Origin of the sequence: Sorangium sp. So ce693 (assembly GCF_051521375.1) — a bacterium.
GTDB lineage: Bacteria > Myxococcota_A > Polyangia > Polyangiales > Polyangiaceae > Sorangium > Sorangium atrum.
Genome location: NZ_CP150347.1, coordinates 6,379,807 through 6,394,861 on the forward strand (window position 1 = coordinate 6,379,807; position 15,055 = coordinate 6,394,861).

Genomic DNA, 15,055 nt, shown 5'->3' on the forward strand with positions numbered 1-15,055 from the left:
CGGCACCTCGGCCCAGCGCGGCAAGCTCGGATAGCTCGAGGCCGAGCACATCCAGCGCAGCCGCCCCCCGGTGCACCTCGTCGCGCGTTGATCCGCCTCGTGACGCGCTGATCCCGCCGTCGCGCCTCGCGGCGCGCTGAGGACGTGCTCGCCGTTGCGGACCCCTTCAGGGGCGTGAGAGCATCCTTACCCACCATGGGAAAGGTCACTGCCCTCCACATGGACACCATCACCGAGAAATCCGGTCATCAGATGACCGGTATGGCGGTGAGCGTGTGTCTGACCCCGGCCGCGCCCAGCCCCTTGCCCATCCCCTACCCCACCATGGGCACGGTCTCCGAGGGGATCATCGACCCGTGCATGCGCACGAAGATCGAGGGCGCGAAGGTCCTCACGGTCGGCGGCTGCATGAAGGCGTGCCACGGCAACGAGCCGGGCACGCTCAAGGAGGTGGTCAGCCTCAACACCGGCGGGCCTTGCTTCCCGTGGCTCGGCGCGCCGAACGTCATCATCGAGCTCGGCATGGCCGGCATCACCGGCAGCATGGGCCAGATGAACAAGAGCATCACCGTCGGCGCCGGCGCCAGCGCGAGCGGCGCAGGCGGGGGCGGCGGCGGTGGAGGCGGCGGTGGCGGCGGCGCCGGGGGCCCGGGCGGCGGCAGCCCGCAAGGCGGCGGCAACGGCGGCGGGGGCGGCGGCGGGGGCAACGGCGGCGCCGGGCCGCCGAGCCCGCCTGCGCCGCCGGGCGCGGAGGGCCAGGCGGCCGCGGGCCACCCCATCGATGTCGTGACCGGGACGCTGTTCACGATCCCGTCAGCCGACTTCACGCTCACCGGGTTCCTCTGGGTCCAGTGGATCCGCACCTACAGCACCTCGGCCGTGGGCCACCGCTGCGGCCTCGGGTGGGGCTGGTCGCACAGCCTCGCCTGGCGCGCCGAGCGCAGCGGCGATCGCCTCGTCCTCGTCGACGACCAGCAGCGCCGCACCGAGATGCGGCTGCCCGGGGCCGGTGAAACGCTGCTCCTCCCCCACGGCCGGAAGGTGCACCTCGACGGGGACGCGATCGTCGTCGACCTGGACGACGACCTCGAGCGGGTCCTCCGGCCCACCGCCGATCCGCGGGCGTACGCGCTCTCGGAGCTGCGCGACGCCTTCGGCAACAGGGCCACGATCGACTGGGATCAGGACGAGATCGTGGCCATCACGGACTCGGTCGGCCGCCGCGCGGAGGTCTCCCGCGACGGGAACCTGCGCATCTGGTCCGTCGCGGTCGCCGACGAAGGCGGCAATGAGCATCGCCGGCGCCTCGTGACCTACGAGCTCGACGGGCGGGGCGACCTCGTCCGGGTCATCGACGTGGGCGGCGCGGAGACCCGGTTCAGCTACGACGACGAGCACTACCTGCGCTCGGAGACGCGGGCCGACGGCGTCGTCTTCCATTTCGTGTACCAGGACGTGGGCGGCGAGCGGCGCTGCGTCGAGACGTGGGGCGAGCTGCCCGGCGGCGACCTCCTCGCCGCGCTCGGCGCCCCCGAGGCGCACGTGGCCGGCGGCCCCCGCGGCATCTTCCACACGCGCGTCGCGTACGGGCCCGAGCCTCACCAGACGACGGTGACGGACGCGCTCGGCCACGTCCATCGCTACCAGGGCAACGCGCTGGGCCTCGTCGAGCGCTACGTCGACCCGCGCGGCTACGCCATGCTGTTCGCGTACGACGGGGTCGGGCGCCTCATCGCCGTCACCGACGGCGCCGGGACCACGCAGCGGCGCCGCCACGATCTCGCCGGGCAGCTGATCTCCATCAGCGACGGCGGCGGCACGGTCCGGTACCAGACGGACGAAGAGCAACAGGGCGTCACCACCATCGCCCCGAACGGCCACCGCTCCACCGTGCGGCGCAGCCGGGGGCGCGTCGTCGAGATCGAGGACGCGCGCGGCAAGACGACGGCCGAGTACGACGCGCGCGGCAAGAACACGAAGATCACGTACCCGAGCGGCCTCGTCGACACGCTCGAGTACGACGCGCACGGCAACCTCGTTCGGTACGCGCAGGGCGAGCGCGTGTGGACCTACGTCTACGATCTCCTGGGCATGCCCGTGCGCATCGAGTCGCCCGGCGGCGCGGCGACCACGCTCGAGGTCGACTCCTCGGGCAACATCGTCAGCGCCGTGGGGCCGACCGGGCAGCGCACCGAGCGCGCGTTCGACGGGCTCGGGCTGTGCACGGCGACCTCGTACCCCGGCGGCGGCCGCGCGCAGTACCGCTACGTGGCCAGCGCGCTCGTCGAGCAGGTGCTGCCGGACGGCTCGCGCTGGACCATGGGCTACGACGCGCTCCTCCGGCTGAGCTGGATGCAGAACGCCGCGGGCGAGCGGCGCTCGTTCGAGTACGACGCCGCCGGCAACCTCGTCCGCGAGACGACGTTCACGGGGCTCCAGTACCGCTACGAGTACGACGGCGCGGACCGGCTCGTGTCGATCCTCCGCCCCGACGAGTCGATCGTGCGGCTCTCGCGCGACGGCGCGGGCAACGTCGTCGCGCGGGAGTACTCGTCGGGCCTCGTCGAGCGCTTCGAGTACGACGCCCTGGGGCGCGTCGCGCGCGCGACGAACGGCGCCTGCACGACGGAGCTCGCGTACGACGAGCGCGGCGCGATCCTGCGGGACACGCAGACGTGCGGCGGCTTCAAGTTCGTCACGAGCTACGACTACGACGAGGGCGGCCAGCTCGTGGGGCGCCGGTACTCGTCCGGCTGGCGCGTGGCGCTGGAGCACGACACGTACGGGCGGGTCGCCGCGATGGGCGTCGGCCATCCGGACGCCGCCGAGCGCTTCGTCTTCGAGCGCGACGAGCAGGACGGCGAGCGCGCCCGCCGGCGCGACGGCGGCGCCGGCGCCATCCTGACCCGGCGCAACGCCGAGGGCTTCCCCCTGGAGATCCAGGTGGAGGGCGCGCCGGGCGAGGTCGTCCGGTCCCGCGCGTACCGCTGGCACCCGACCGGGGCGCTGGCCGCCGTGATCGACAGCGAGCGCGGCGAGCGCCGCTACGAGCTCGACGCGCACGGGCGGCCCGTGGAGGTGCGCGGGCTCGGCGCGACCGAGGCGTTCTCCTACTCGCCGCACGGCACGGCGATCGCGCGCGGCGAAGGATCGGTCGGCGCCGGCGGACGGCCGCGCGCGGCGGGCGACCAGGTCCTGTACTGGGATCGGCTTGGCCGGCTCTCGGGCCGGGACGCGCCCGATCCGCAGCGCACGTGGCGGTACGCCTTCGACGAGAACGATCGCCTGACCGAGGCCGTGCGCGGCGACGGGCTGAAGGTCCAGTACATCTACGACGCGCTCGGCCGCCGCGTGGCCGAGATCGTCGGCCAGGGGAGCACGTGGTTCGGCTGGGACGGCGACAGCATCGTCGAGGAGCGCGCCTCGGGCGGGCAGGTCACGCGCCGTGTCTTCGACGCGTCAGGTCACACGCCGCTGCTCGAGTCGCAGGGCGGCGCGGGCTTCCGCCTCGTGGCGACCGACGCCGCGGGGACGCCGTGGCTCACCCTCGACGCGGCCGGCGAGATCACCGAGATCGACCTGACCACCTGGGGCGAGGTCGCCCACAAGCGCGGCGAGCCGGGCGCGCTCCGCTTCGCCGGGCAGCGCGCCGACGAGCTCACCGGCCTGCACTACAACCGGTACCGCTACTACGCGCCCGACCTGCGCGTGTTCATCTCGCCGGATCCCATCGGCGTCTCGGGCTCGCTGCAGGAGATCGGCTTCGTCCCGAACCCGACGCTCTTCATCGACCCGCTCGGGCTGCTCACGATCATCACGGCCTCGAACGATCCCAAGCTCCACAACGCGTACTACTCGCAGTACGCGGCGAAGTACCCGGGCGCGACGATCCTCAAGCCGAACCAGGTCGTGCCTGGCAGCCTCAAGGGGGAGACCGATGTCGTCGTCGACACCCACGGCTGGCCGGGCAGCGTCGAGTGGGGGGGGAAGAAGATCTCGGGGGCGCAGCTCGCGGACAAGCTGAACGCCGCCGGGTTCAACGGGAAGATGCCCGGAGCGCGCGTCGAGGTCGTCACGTGCAACGGCGGGACGAAGCCGAACTTCATGGGCCGCAGCGTCGCCCAGGCGGTCGCGGACCGGACCGGAGCGACCACGTCCGGCGCGACAGCGAAGGGCGTCCCGGGCGTGGCCTCCGCCGGGGCGATGGGCAACGCGGGCGCCTCCGGCCTGGTCAGCGGGATGCCGACGGGACTCGGGTCCGGCAACGCCCCGGGTGGCCTGCACGTCAGCGGCGGCGGGCACCTGATCAAGGACATCAAGCCGCGCTGGTACACGTTCGGGCAGTGACGGGCGCCCCGCCGCTCAGGGCGCGCCGGCGGCCGCGCCCTGCAGCGGCTCCGGCGACCCGATCCAGGCGGCCAGCCGCACCTCGTCCTGCGGCGGCGCGCCCAGGACGACGACGAGGAACGGGCCGTCGCACACGAAGTAGCGCTCGTACATATCTCCGCGCCCGAGGGTGAGCGGCCCGGGCTCGGTCGGCGGGAGCGCGTCCCAGCCGAGGCGGAAGCAGACGGTATGGCGGGCGTCTCCGATCCGGCGCCCCTCCCCGCCCGCGAGCGGCTTGCCGACGAGCTCTTCGTGCACACGGGCCGCGCACAGGTCGAGCAGGGGGATCTTCAGCGCGCAGCGCCGGTCGAAAGGCTTCACGCCGAACCATCTCCCGAGCCACCCCCTCGGCCTCCGCGCCGTCGCGACGACCTCCGCGACGGCGGCCCCGAGCGTCTCGGGCTGCGGGCATCGCGCGACAACCACGCGCTCATCACCCCTGGCCTCCACCTCGATCACGAAGTCGTCAGGGCCGCCGTGGCGATGCACCGTCAGCTGCGCTGCGGCCCGCGACCACGTCGCGTCGTCGACGTCGTTCCAGAGCCCGAACGCGGGCAGGACGCGCTCGCCGAAGAGGACGCCCTCGCGCCGGCTGGCGAAGGGCGCTGCGAACGACGGGCGCACGAACGAGAACGCGTACGCCCCGACGGCGTCTCCGGACGCGCTCTCCGGCAGCGCGCCCTCAGGGAGCGGCCCGAACCTGCGCGCGCTCTCCTGCGCCACCTCCCGGAACGCCTCTGCGGCGGCGCCGACGCGTGCGACCGACCAGGGCGACCCCGCGGCGCGCGGCACGGCGGACGCCTCTCCCGCTCGCTCCTCCAGCGGGAAGTCCGGCGAGAAGATCAGGCTCTGGTCTCGAGCGACGGGGGACGACAGCGACGGCACGAGCACGGTCGCGCGGCTCATCGTGGGCATGAGGTCCTCTGGTCCTGGAAGGAGGCGGGTAGTATACCGCTCTCCTCCTCTCTCATCGCCGCGCCCGCGACGATCGTGGACCGAGCCATGCCGCTGCCCGACTTCCTCCCTGCGCTGCTTCGTCCGGAGCTCGCCGAGCTCCACGCCTACACCCCGGTCGCGGGGCACTTCCCCGTGCGCCTCGACGCGAACGAGAGCCCGCCGCTGCTCTCGGCCGAGGCGCGGGCGGCCCTCGCGCGGGCCGCGGCGCCCGAGGACTGGGGCCGCTACCCCGACGCGCGCGCCCTCGATCTCCGCGAGGCCATCGCCGCCCACTGCGGCGCCGATCCTGACGAGATCGTGGCCGGCGTCGGCTCCGACGAGGTGATCTCGATCGTGCTCACTGCGCTCAGCCGCCCGCGGCAGGGCGCGGACGCGCCGAGCGTCGTCACGGTCAGCCCCACCTTCGTCATGTACAAGCTGAGCGCGCGCGCGCGCGGGATGCGCGTCGTCGAGGTCCCGCTCGACGCCGGCTGGGATCTCGACGTGGCGGGCCTCGCGCGCGCCGTCGATTTCGCGCACCCCAACGTCGTCTTCATCGCCTCGCCGAACAACCCGACGGGCGCGCTCATGTCGGAGGACCGGCTCGAGGCGGTCGTCGCCGCGGCGAGGGACGCCCTCGTGATCGTCGACGAGGCGTACATCGACTTTGCCCCGCGCGACCAGCTCGCCCTCCTGCGCAAGCACCCGAACGTCGCCGTGCTGCGGACGCTCTCGAAGATCGGCCTCGCGTCGCTGCGGATCGGCTGGCTCATCGGCGCCCGGGAGCTCGTGGCCGAGCTCGACAAGGTCCGCCAGCCCTACAACCTGCCCACCCCGTCGCAGCGCGCGGCCGCCTTCGCCCTGCGGGCGCTCGGCGGCGAGCTCCGCCGCGCCGCCGCCGCCGTGACGTCCGAGCGCGAGCGCCTCGCGGCCGGGCTCGCCGAGCTCGGCCTCACGGTCGCGCCGAGCCACGCCAACTTCCTCTGGATCGGCACGCGCCGCCCTGCCGGCGAGGTCTTCGAGGCGCTCGCCGCGCGCGGCGTCCTCGTGCGCAGCTTCCACGCGGCGGGCGGACGCCTAGCGCACCGGCTCCGCATCACCGTCGGCCTCCCGGAGGAGAACGATCGCCTCCTCGCCGAGATCGCCGCGTGCGCGTAGCCGTGCCGCCCTCCGCCGCGCGGCGCGCGCCGCGTGTGTTCCTCGCAGCGATCGCGTCGCTCGCGGCGCTCACGTCCATGGCCGGCTGCGCCGCGCCCCGGGTCGCACGCTCGATCGACGGCCAGATCATCGAGGGTCGCTTCATCGCGGCGCAAGCTTATGCGCTGTACGCGATCGGCGCCGAGGCCGAGGCGCGCGGCGATCTCGCGACGGCGCTGGAGGCGTACGAGCTGGCGGAGGATGGAGACCCCGACAGCGCGGACATCTGGACGCGTATCGGGTCCGTGCGCTGCCGGCTCGGGCGCGGGGAGGCGGCGGGCGCCGCCTTCGAGCGCGCCCGCGCGATCGAGCCCGACTACGAGCCGGCCTACCGCGAGCAGGCGCGCTGCGATCTCTCCGCGGGGCGGCTCGAGGCGGCGCTCGGGCGGATCGATCGGGCGATCTTGCTCGATCCGGAGCGTGACGACGGCGCCCTGCTCCGGGCCGAGATCCTGCGGCGCCTGGGCCGAACGGGCGACGCGCGCCTCGCCTTGCGGGCGCTCGTGGTGCGGCGCCCGTGGTCGACGGAGGCGTGGCGCGCGCTGCACGCGGCGGCCCTCGAGGCGGGCGATCGCGCGGTGGCCGAGCAGGCTGCGCGGCGCCTGAGGGAGCTGGCTGCGCCGGGGGCAGCCGTCCCGGGGCGGCGGGTGTCGTCAGGCGGGCACCTGGCCGAGGTCGACGAGGCGCTCGTCCTGGGCCAGCTCCGCCGCGCCCGCCGCCTGGCGCGCGACGCGGATCTGACGCCCGCCGAGGTCGCGGTGCGCGCGGCCGCGCTGGGCCGCCTCGGCGAGGCCCGCGAGCAGGCCGAGCTCGTCTCGGCGGCCGATCCGGCGAGCGCCTCGGCGCTCGTGGCGCTCGCGGTGGCGGCCGATCTGAGCGGCGATCTCGACGCGCTGACCCGGGCCTGCGACGCCCTCGACCTGTCCACGGCGGCGGGCGGCCCCACGGTGGCCCCCTCGCGGCTCGCCCGTCTCCTCTTCGCCGAGCTGCTCTTCCGTCGCGTGGGACGCGACGCCGCGCTCACCTGGCTCGGCCCGCCGCCCCCCGCGCTCGGCGCCCCGGACACGCTGTCCCAGGAGGTCGAGCGGCGCGTCCGCCGAGAGCTCGTGGGCGCGCCCTGATCGTGGCGGCGGGGGCGCGTGCCCCGGCCGTGTACCTCAAGGCGAGGGCTTGGTGTGCGGCTTCTCGTTGTACTTCTTGAGGTCGAAGTTGAGCTCGAAATCGAGCGTGTTATCGCCCTCCTTGATCTCGATCTCCCTCTTCACGTCCTGATCGATGGCCGGCAGCAGGGCGGCGGTGAGCACCTTGCCCACGGGGATGTTCTTGATCTCGAACTTGCCGTCGAGCCCGGTCACGTCGTGTGTCGCGAACTTGAGCACGAAGACCTCGGCCTTGAGGAACGGCTTCGGCAGCTTGTCCACGAGGTGGTAGTAGCCTGGCTGCGGCGGGTAGAACTTCACCGGGTCGCCCTGGGGCACGGCGACGAGGACCGCCATGAAGGGGGCGCCCTCGAGGTTCGGCATGTACGGCTCCAGGGGATCGAGGTTCGCGACCTCGAGCCGCTGACCATAGGACATGACCACGGTCCGCTTCGAGAACGCGCACCCGTGGATGGTCACCTTCTCCGCCTCTTCGCGCTCCGGCACGTAGCCGCTGTAGTTGACGACGGTGACGAGCGCGTCGGCGACCCCGTTCTGCTGTCCCACGCGGAACAGCCGCCCGTAGGTCGCGGCGGCCTCGCCGCACTTGCCGATCGGAAAGCTGAGCCCTGTATCGGGCGGCGGGTCGCCCTTGATGGTGACGCGTCCTCGCAGCGTCCCCGTGGGCCCGCTGTACGGCGCCTGTCGCTTCGGGTTCATCACCTTCGCGACCTCCTCGGAGGTCAGCGAGATCTCGTGCGCCGCGCCCGCCCCGGCCTGCGCGCTCCCCTCAGCGCCGGCGCTCGCGCTCCCCACCGCCGCCGCGGTCCCTGCGGCCACCGGCGCCGCGCTCGCGCTCCCCGCCGCCGCCGCGGTCCTTGCGGCCACTGGCGCCGCGCTCCCCGCCGGTGCAGCGCTCCCTGCGGTCGCGCCGCCGCTCGCGTTCCCTCCCTGACACCCGAGCGCCCCGAGCAGCGCGACGCACGCCGCTCGCATCCATCCATCCCCCGCTCTTCTCTGCAGCTTCTCGCCGGTTCGCATCGGCGCCGACTCTAGCAACTCGCGCGCCCCGCGCAGCACCGCGGTTTCACCGCCGAACGAACTGCGAGCGCCACGAGCGCCGGCGCCCCGTTGCCATACGAGTTGGCAGCGCTCTTCTCAGGCCAGCACCCGCGTTGCCGAGCGGGGGTTCACCCGCACAGGAGACGGGCCCAGATCGGCGTTTTCGGCGCGCAGGCGTACTCCCGTACGCCGAGCACCGAAAACGCCGAGGTGGGCCCGTATCCGAAGCGGGTGGACCCCAGCTCTAGCGGGAGGCGAGGACCGCGCGTACTGCGATCCCGAGCGAGGTCGTCGGCCAGATGCCGAGGACCATCACGAGCACCGCGGACACTACCAGGGCCGCGTTGACGTAGCCCGAGCGCATCGGCCGCGCGATCGGAGCGCCCGGGGCCGGCTCGCGCATGTACATGTAAACGAGCACCCGCAGGTAGTAGTACGCCGACAGCACGCTGTTGAGGAGCAGCGCCACGGACAGCGTGTACAGCTCCGCGCCCATCGCCGCCTTGACGATGTAGAGCTTGCCGAAGAAGCCCGCGGTCGGCGGCACCCCGGCCAGCGACAGCAGGAAGAGCGAGAACGCGAGCGCCGCCACCGGGTGCCGCTTGCCGATGCCGGAGAGGTCCTCGTAGCTCACCGCCTCGGCCCCGCGGCTGCCGCAGAGGATGAGCGTCCCGAAGGCGCCGACCGTCGAGACCGTGTAGGCGAGCAGGTAGAACATCACGCTCGCCTGCGCGTCCTCGCTCGCCCGCACCGTCGCCGCCACGCCCACGAGCAGGTACCCGGCGTGCGCGATGCTCGAGTACGCGAGCATCCGCTTCACCGACTCCTGCCGGCCCGCGATGAGGTTCGCGACCGTCATCGTGAGCAGCGCCATCACCGCCACGGCCGGCGGCCAGCCCGCGGCCCACGACGAGAGCGCCGGGCTACCGAACGCCCCGAGCAGCACCCGCAGGAGCGTCGCGAACGCCGCGCCCTTCACGGCGACCGCCATGAACGTCGTGGCCGGCGTCGGGGCGCCCTCGTACGCGTCCGGCGTCCACATGTGGAACGGCACCGCGCTCACCTTGAACGCGAGCCCGACGAGCATCAGCGCCGCCCCGATAAGCAGCAGCGCCGGGTTCGGCGCCGCGGCCCCCTTCGCGCCCGCGATGGCCTCGCCGATCCCCGCGAGGTCGGTGTGCCCCGTCGCCCCGTAGATCAGCGCGCCGCCGTACAGCAGCAGCGCCGCCGCGAACGAGCCGAGCAGGAAGTACTTGATCGCCGCCTCGGTGCTGCGCGGCGACGTCCTGCGGAACCCGGTCAGCGCGTACGCCCCGAGCGACATCGTCTCCAGGCCGAGGAAGAGCGTCAGCAGATCCCCCGCGCCGGCGAGGATGATCGCCCCGATCGTCGAGAAGGTCAGCAGCGGGTAGAACTCCCCGCGATCGAGCCGGTGCTCCGGGAGGTAGCCCCCGGCGAGCAGCGCCGCGAGCGCGCCGCCCAGGCAGAGCACGAAGGAGAAGAACAGCGTGAACCGGTCCATGACCAGGTACGGGGCGAGCGAGTCGAACCCCTCCAGCGTCTCGGGGCCGACGAACCCGACAGCGCCCGAGAACACCGCCCCGGTGAGGAGCGTGATCGCGGTCCCGAGCGCCATGTCGGACGAGGGGCCGGAGCGGCGATCGTGCGACTCCTCGCGGCGGTGCGAGAACGCCTCCGCGAGCATCAGCAGCGCGCCGCCGAGCGAGACGACGATGAGCGGCGACACCGCGATGTACGGTCCGAGGATCATCGCGCCGCCTCCTCCGCGCGCGCCGCGAGCGCGCCGTCTCCTCGGCGCGCGCCCCGATCGCGCCGAGCCTGCTCGTCTTCACCCGCCCCCGCCGCGCCCTGACCGGATCCCACCGAGGGCGCCCCCTTCAGGAAGGCGGGGGAGAACGTGTCCTCGGGCAGGAGCTTCGCGTTCCGTTCGTCCGCGAAGAGGATCGCCTGCCCGGAGACGACCTTGAACTGGTTGTAAGTAGACAGGACCGACTCCTTCATCCGATCGAGGAAGATCGCAGGGAACAGGCCGATCACGAAGATCATGAGGATCAGGGGCGCGAGCGCGAGACCCTCGCGGGGCGTCACGTCGGGCAGGTGCTTGTTCTTCGGGTTCGTGAGCGGCCCGAAGAACATCTTCTGCACGACGCTCAGCATGTAGACGGCGGCGAGGATGACGCCCGCCGCGGCGCCGATCGTGTGGATCCCGCTGAACGTCCCGAGGCGCTCGGACGCGTAGGTCCCCATGATGATCATGAACTCGCCGATGAACCCGTTCGTGCCGGGCACGCCCACGGAGGCGAACGTCACGATCAGGAAGAGCGTCGCGTAGGCGGGCATCACCTTGGCGAGGCCGCCGAACTCCGCGACCTCCCGGGTGTGGCGGCGGTCGTAGATCACGCCGACGAGGAGGAAGAGCGCGCCGGTGGAGACGCCGTGGTTCACCATCTGGAGCACAGCGCCCTGGATCCCGCTCGGCGTGACGCCGAAGAGCCCGAGCATCACGTAGCCCAGGTGGGCGACCGACGAGTACGCCACGAGGCGCTTCACGTCGGACTGCTTCCAGGCGACGAGCGCGCCGTAGATCACTCCGCCGAGGATCGCGATGCCGGCCAGGTTGGCCGCGAGGCTGGAGGCCGGGCCGGGGAAGAGGCCCATCGAGAAGCGCAGGTACGCGTACGTCCCGATCTTCAGCATCACCGCGGCCAGGATCACCGAGCCGCCGGTCGGCGCCTGCACGTGGGCGTCCGGCAGCCACGTGTGCACCGGCCACATCGGCACCTTGATGAAGAACGCGATCGAGAACGCCCAGAAGCAGAGCATCTGCGCGCCCCGGGGCAGCACCACCCGCGACAGCGCGAGGTAGTCGAACGTGTAGGCGCCCGTGAGCTTCTGGTTCGCCCAGACGAGGTACACGATGCCCGCGAGCATCAGCATCGAGCCCGCCATCGTGTAGACGAAGAGCTTGATCGCCGCCTTGATCTTCTCGACGCCGCCCCAGATGCCGATCATCACGAACATCGGCACCAGCATCAGCTCCCAGAAGAGGAAGAACAGGAACAGGTCGAGCGCGACGAACGCGCCGAGCATCGCCCCCTGCAGGAACAGGAGGCAGAAGCAGAGCTCCTTGATCCGGCTCTTGATCGAGCCGAACGACGCGTACGCCGCGATGGGCGCGATGAACGTCGTCAGCAGGACGAGCCAGAGGCTGATGCCGTCGATGGCGACGTGCCACCGGATGCCCAGCGCCGGGATCCACTCCTTGATCGACTGGAAGTGCCAGCCCACGGTCATCGGCACGGTGAGCAGCCACAGCGAGGCGAGGAAGCCCGCGCCGAGCACGGCCAGCGTGAAGCCCCGGAGCAGCGAGAGCAGCTGCCGCGGCACGAACAGCACCGCGGCGGCGCCAACGAACGGCAGCCCGATGAGCACGTTGAGCAGCGACGGCCACTCGTCGGTCGTACCCGTCGCTTCCGCCGCGGCGCCGGACGGCCAGAGCCACTGCACGAAGAGCACCGTGAGCGCCGCGATGAGCCCGAGGCCGACCCGCTGCCACGGGGTGTACCCCGCGGCGGCGTGGGCCTCGCCGTGCTCGTCGCCGTGGTGGTCGTCGCCGTGGTGGTCGTCACCATGGCCGTCGTGGTGATCGTCGCCTGCGTGGGCGCCCTGCCCGCCGCCCGGCGGGAGGATCGCCCCCACGACGCCGGCAGCGACCGCCGGCCAGTACTGCGTTACGAGGTCGAGCGCGCTCATTGCAGGCCTCTCGGCTTGATCAGGTCATGGATCTGCTCCGCCGGGGTCGCCCCCGGGGGCAGCGCGGGCACGTCCGGGCCCAGCAGGGTGGTCGGACCCGCGGGGGTCTTGCGGCTCGCCGGCCTGGAGAACGAGAAGGTCTCGGTCGCCTCGCGGTCGAACGCGTTGCGCACGCGGAGGACGACGTCCTTCGTCTCGCCGGGCTCGAGCTTCACCGTGACGTCGGCCGCCTCGGAGAACTCGCGCGCCGGCAGGCCGGGCGCCTCCCAGCGGTACCGGTAGCCGAGCCCCGGCGCCGCCGAGAGCCTCACCTCGCCGGACCGGCGCAGCTCCGCGTCGTCGACGTTCGCGTCCGCGTGCGGCTTGACGAGGAACCAGCCGACGCCGGCGAGGCCGACGACCATCGACGCGGCATAGACCTGCACGCGGCCCGTCTGGAGCGCGCGCAGCACCGTGCCGAAGAACCCGACCAGCGCGGCCGAGAGCTTCGCGATGATGCCGTCGATGATCCACTTGTCGGCCATCGTGAAGATGTCGGCGATCGCGTCGACCATGCCCACCACCGTGGCGTTGTAGAGCTCGTCGATCCGCCACTTGTCGTAGATGAGCCGGTAGAGCCCAGGGACGCTCTCGGCGAAGCGCCGCTCGGGCTCGCCGCGCTTGTTCCAGTACACGAGCATCGCCAGGCCGATGCCGGTGAAGCACGCCGCGACGCCGGGCAGCATCATCGGGAAGAGCAGCCCCTCCACCCCCTCGCGCACCGTCACCGCCCGCTCCGTCAGCGAGAAGACCGGCTCGAGCAGGTGCGCGAGCGGCGCGAACGCGTGGTTGTGGGTGAGGTGCACGAGCGGCTCCGCCATGAGGAAGCCGGCGAAGACCGACAGCGCCCCGAGCACGATCAGCGGGATCGTCATCGGCAGCGGCGACTCGTGCGGCTCCGGGCCCTCGAGCTTCTCGCCGTGCGCGTGCCCGTGGTGATCGTCGTGGTGGCCGTGCGGGTGCGGGTCCTTCCAGCCGCGCACGATCGTCCAGCCGCGGAACTCGCCGTGGAACGTCTGGAAGTACGCGCGGAACATGTAGAAGGCGGTCATCGTCGCGGCCAGGATGCCGACCCAGTAGATCGCCGGGCCGAGCCACTCGGGCCACTGCCACACCGGCTGCCCGCGCGTCGAGACCGACTCGATCCGGCCCGAGAAGGCGCGCCACAGGATCTCGTCCTTCGACCAGAACCCGGCGAACCCGGGGAAGCCCGCGATCGAGAGGCACGCAAGGAGGAAGGTCCAGCGCGTCAGCGGCATGTAGTTCTTCAGGCCGCCCATGTTGCGCATGTCCTGGGACTGGTCGGTGTCGTGGATGCGGGCGTGCATCGCGTGGATCACCGAGCCGGCGCCGAGGAAGAGGCAGGCCTTGAAGAAGGCGTGCGTGAGGACGTGGAAGAAGCCGGCCGCGAACGCGCCGACGCCCACGCCGATGAACATGAACCCGAGCTGGCTCACCGTGGAGTAGGCGAGCACCTTCTTCAGGTCGTTCTGGAAGAGCCCGATCGAGGCCGCGAACAGCGCCGTGGCCACGCCGGTCACCGCGACGACCGCCATCGCGAACGGCGACAGCACGAACACCGCCGAGAGCCGCGCCACGAGGTAGACGCCCGCGGTCACCATCGTCGCGGCGTGGATCAGGGCGGAGACCGGCGTCGGGCCGGCCATCGCGTCGGGCAGCCAGACGTAGAGCGGGATCTGCGCGCTCTTGCCGGCGCAGCCGAGGAACAGCGCGAGCGCGGCCAGCGTCCCCGCGTAGACGAGCACCGGCTGCGACGGGATGAGGAAGCTCAGGAAGCCCGGCACGGTGTCGACCGACATGTTGCCGATCGGCCAGATCTTCACCGCGGAGAGCAGGTTGCCCGCGTTCGCCGCGATGCCGTCGAAGTTCAGCGTGCCCGTGTAGTAGGCGAGCATCGCCATCGCCACGAGGAGGCCGAAGTCGCCGATGCGGTTCACGACGAACGCCTTCTTGCCCGCGCTCGCGTTCTTGTCGTCCTTGAACCAGAACCCGATGAGCAGGTAGCTGCACATGCCGACGCCCTCCCATCCCACGAAGAGGACGGCGAGGTTGTCGCCCATGATCAGGACGAGCATCGAGAAGATGAACAGGTTCAGGTACGCGAAGAACCGGTAGTACCCCGGGTCCTCGCGCATGTACGCGGACGAGTAGAGGTGGATGAGGAAGCCGACGCCGGTGACGACGAGGATCATCGTCCCGCTCAGCCCGTCGACGCTGAAGGCGGCGTCGATCGCGATCGACTGGCCCATCCGGCCGGTGATCGAGAACCAGCGCCAGGCCGTCCAGGTGAGCTTGCCGCCCTCGTGCGGCAGCATCAGGAACGTCGTGACGGCCGCCAGGAAGGCGCCGCCGAGCGCGGCGAGCGCCATCAGCCGGACCGCGTCCTTGCCGAGCCGCTTGCCGAAGAGGCCGTTCACGAACGCGCCGAGCGCCGGCAGGCCGAGGATGACCGCGAGCAGCGCGAACTCGGACGCGGGGAATAAGACTCTCAGGGCTTCCAC

The 15,055-nt window shown here is 72.2% G+C and carries 8 protein-coding genes; 3 read left to right on the forward strand and 5 right to left on the reverse strand.

Going from position 1 to position 15,055, the window contains the following annotated elements:
• Positions 1–195 precede the first annotated feature (195 nt).
• Entirely contained in the window at positions 196–4,347 is a 4,152-nt protein-coding gene (locus tag WMF14_RS23605) for a PAAR-like domain-containing protein (RefSeq protein WP_437803852.1), read from the forward strand.
• Positions 4,348–4,362: 15 nt separating this feature from the next.
• Here WMF14_RS23605 and WMF14_RS23610 read toward each other — a convergent pair whose 3' ends face one another.
• Positions 4,363–5,301 (reverse strand): hypothetical protein, encoded by a 939-nt coding sequence (locus WMF14_RS23610; RefSeq protein WP_437803854.1) that lies wholly within the window; start codon positions 5,299–5,301, stop codon positions 4,363–4,365.
• 87 nt (positions 5,302–5,388) lie between these two features.
• On the opposite strand from WMF14_RS23610, the gene hisC reads away from it, so the two are divergent.
• Together hisC and WMF14_RS23620 are read left to right on the forward strand one after the other, a co-directional pair.
• Positions 5,389–6,480, forward strand: a complete 1,092-nt coding sequence (gene hisC / locus WMF14_RS23615; RefSeq protein WP_437803856.1) for a histidinol-phosphate transaminase — start codon at positions 5,389–5,391, stop codon at positions 6,478–6,480.
• The gene (locus tag WMF14_RS23620; RefSeq protein WP_437803858.1) at positions 6,471–7,640 is read left to right on the forward strand and encodes a tetratricopeptide repeat protein; all 1,170 of its coding nucleotides are present in this window, start codon (positions 6,471–6,473) and stop codon (positions 7,638–7,640) included. Before hisC ends, WMF14_RS23620 begins: the two co-directional genes overlap by 10 nt.
• A 36-nt stretch (positions 7,641–7,676) precedes the next feature.
• Here the strand turns inward: WMF14_RS23620 and WMF14_RS23625 are convergent, their stop codons facing one another.
• The 4 genes from WMF14_RS23625 to nuoL all read right to left on the reverse strand — a co-directional run bounded on the left by WMF14_RS23625 (position 7,677) and on the right by nuoL (position 15,055).
• Entirely contained in the window at positions 7,677–8,654 is a 978-nt protein-coding gene (locus WMF14_RS23625; RefSeq protein ID WP_437803860.1) for a hypothetical protein, read from the reverse strand.
• Positions 8,655–8,964: 310 nt separating this feature from the next.
• Positions 8,965–10,491 (reverse strand): NADH-quinone oxidoreductase subunit N, encoded by a 1,527-nt coding sequence (locus WMF14_RS23630; RefSeq protein WP_272093009.1) that lies wholly within the window; start codon positions 10,489–10,491, stop codon positions 8,965–8,967.
• Positions 10,488–12,494 (reverse strand): complex I subunit 4 family protein, encoded by a 2,007-nt coding sequence (locus WMF14_RS23635; RefSeq protein ID WP_437803861.1) that lies wholly within the window; start codon positions 12,492–12,494, stop codon positions 10,488–10,490. Before WMF14_RS23635 ends, WMF14_RS23630 begins: the two co-directional genes overlap by 4 nt.
• Positions 12,491–15,055 carry an NADH-quinone oxidoreductase subunit L gene (gene nuoL, locus WMF14_RS23640; protein WP_437803863.1) on the reverse strand — a complete coding sequence of 855 codons (2,565 nt, stop codon included), beginning with the start codon at positions 15,053–15,055 and terminating at the stop codon, positions 12,491–12,493. The genes WMF14_RS23635 and nuoL overlap by 4 nt, the downstream gene beginning before the upstream one ends.

What these genes read in the sequence shown, in the direction of transcription:
- hisC (WP_437803856.1), top strand. Translation starts at nt 5,389, where the DNA reads ATGCCGCTGCCCGACTTCCTCCCTGCGCTGCTTCGTCCGGAGCTCGCC.
- WMF14_RS23635 (WP_437803861.1), bottom strand. Translation starts at nt 12,494, where the DNA reads ATGAGCGCGCTCGACCTCGTAACGCAGTACTGGCCGGCGGTCGCTGCC.
- WMF14_RS23630 (WP_272093009.1), bottom strand. Translation starts at nt 10,491, where the DNA reads ATGATCCTCGGACCGTACATCGCGGTGTCGCCGCTCATCGTCGTCTCG.
- WMF14_RS23625 (WP_437803860.1), bottom strand. Translation starts at nt 8,654, where the DNA reads ATGCGAGCGGCGTGCGTCGCGCTGCTCGGGGCGCTCGGGTGTCAGGGA.
- WMF14_RS23610 (WP_437803854.1), bottom strand. Translation starts at nt 5,301, where the DNA reads ATGCCCACGATGAGCCGCGCGACCGTGCTCGTGCCGTCGCTGTCGTCC.
- WMF14_RS23605 (WP_437803852.1), top strand. Translation starts at nt 196, where the DNA reads ATGGGAAAGGTCACTGCCCTCCACATGGACACCATCACCGAGAAATCC.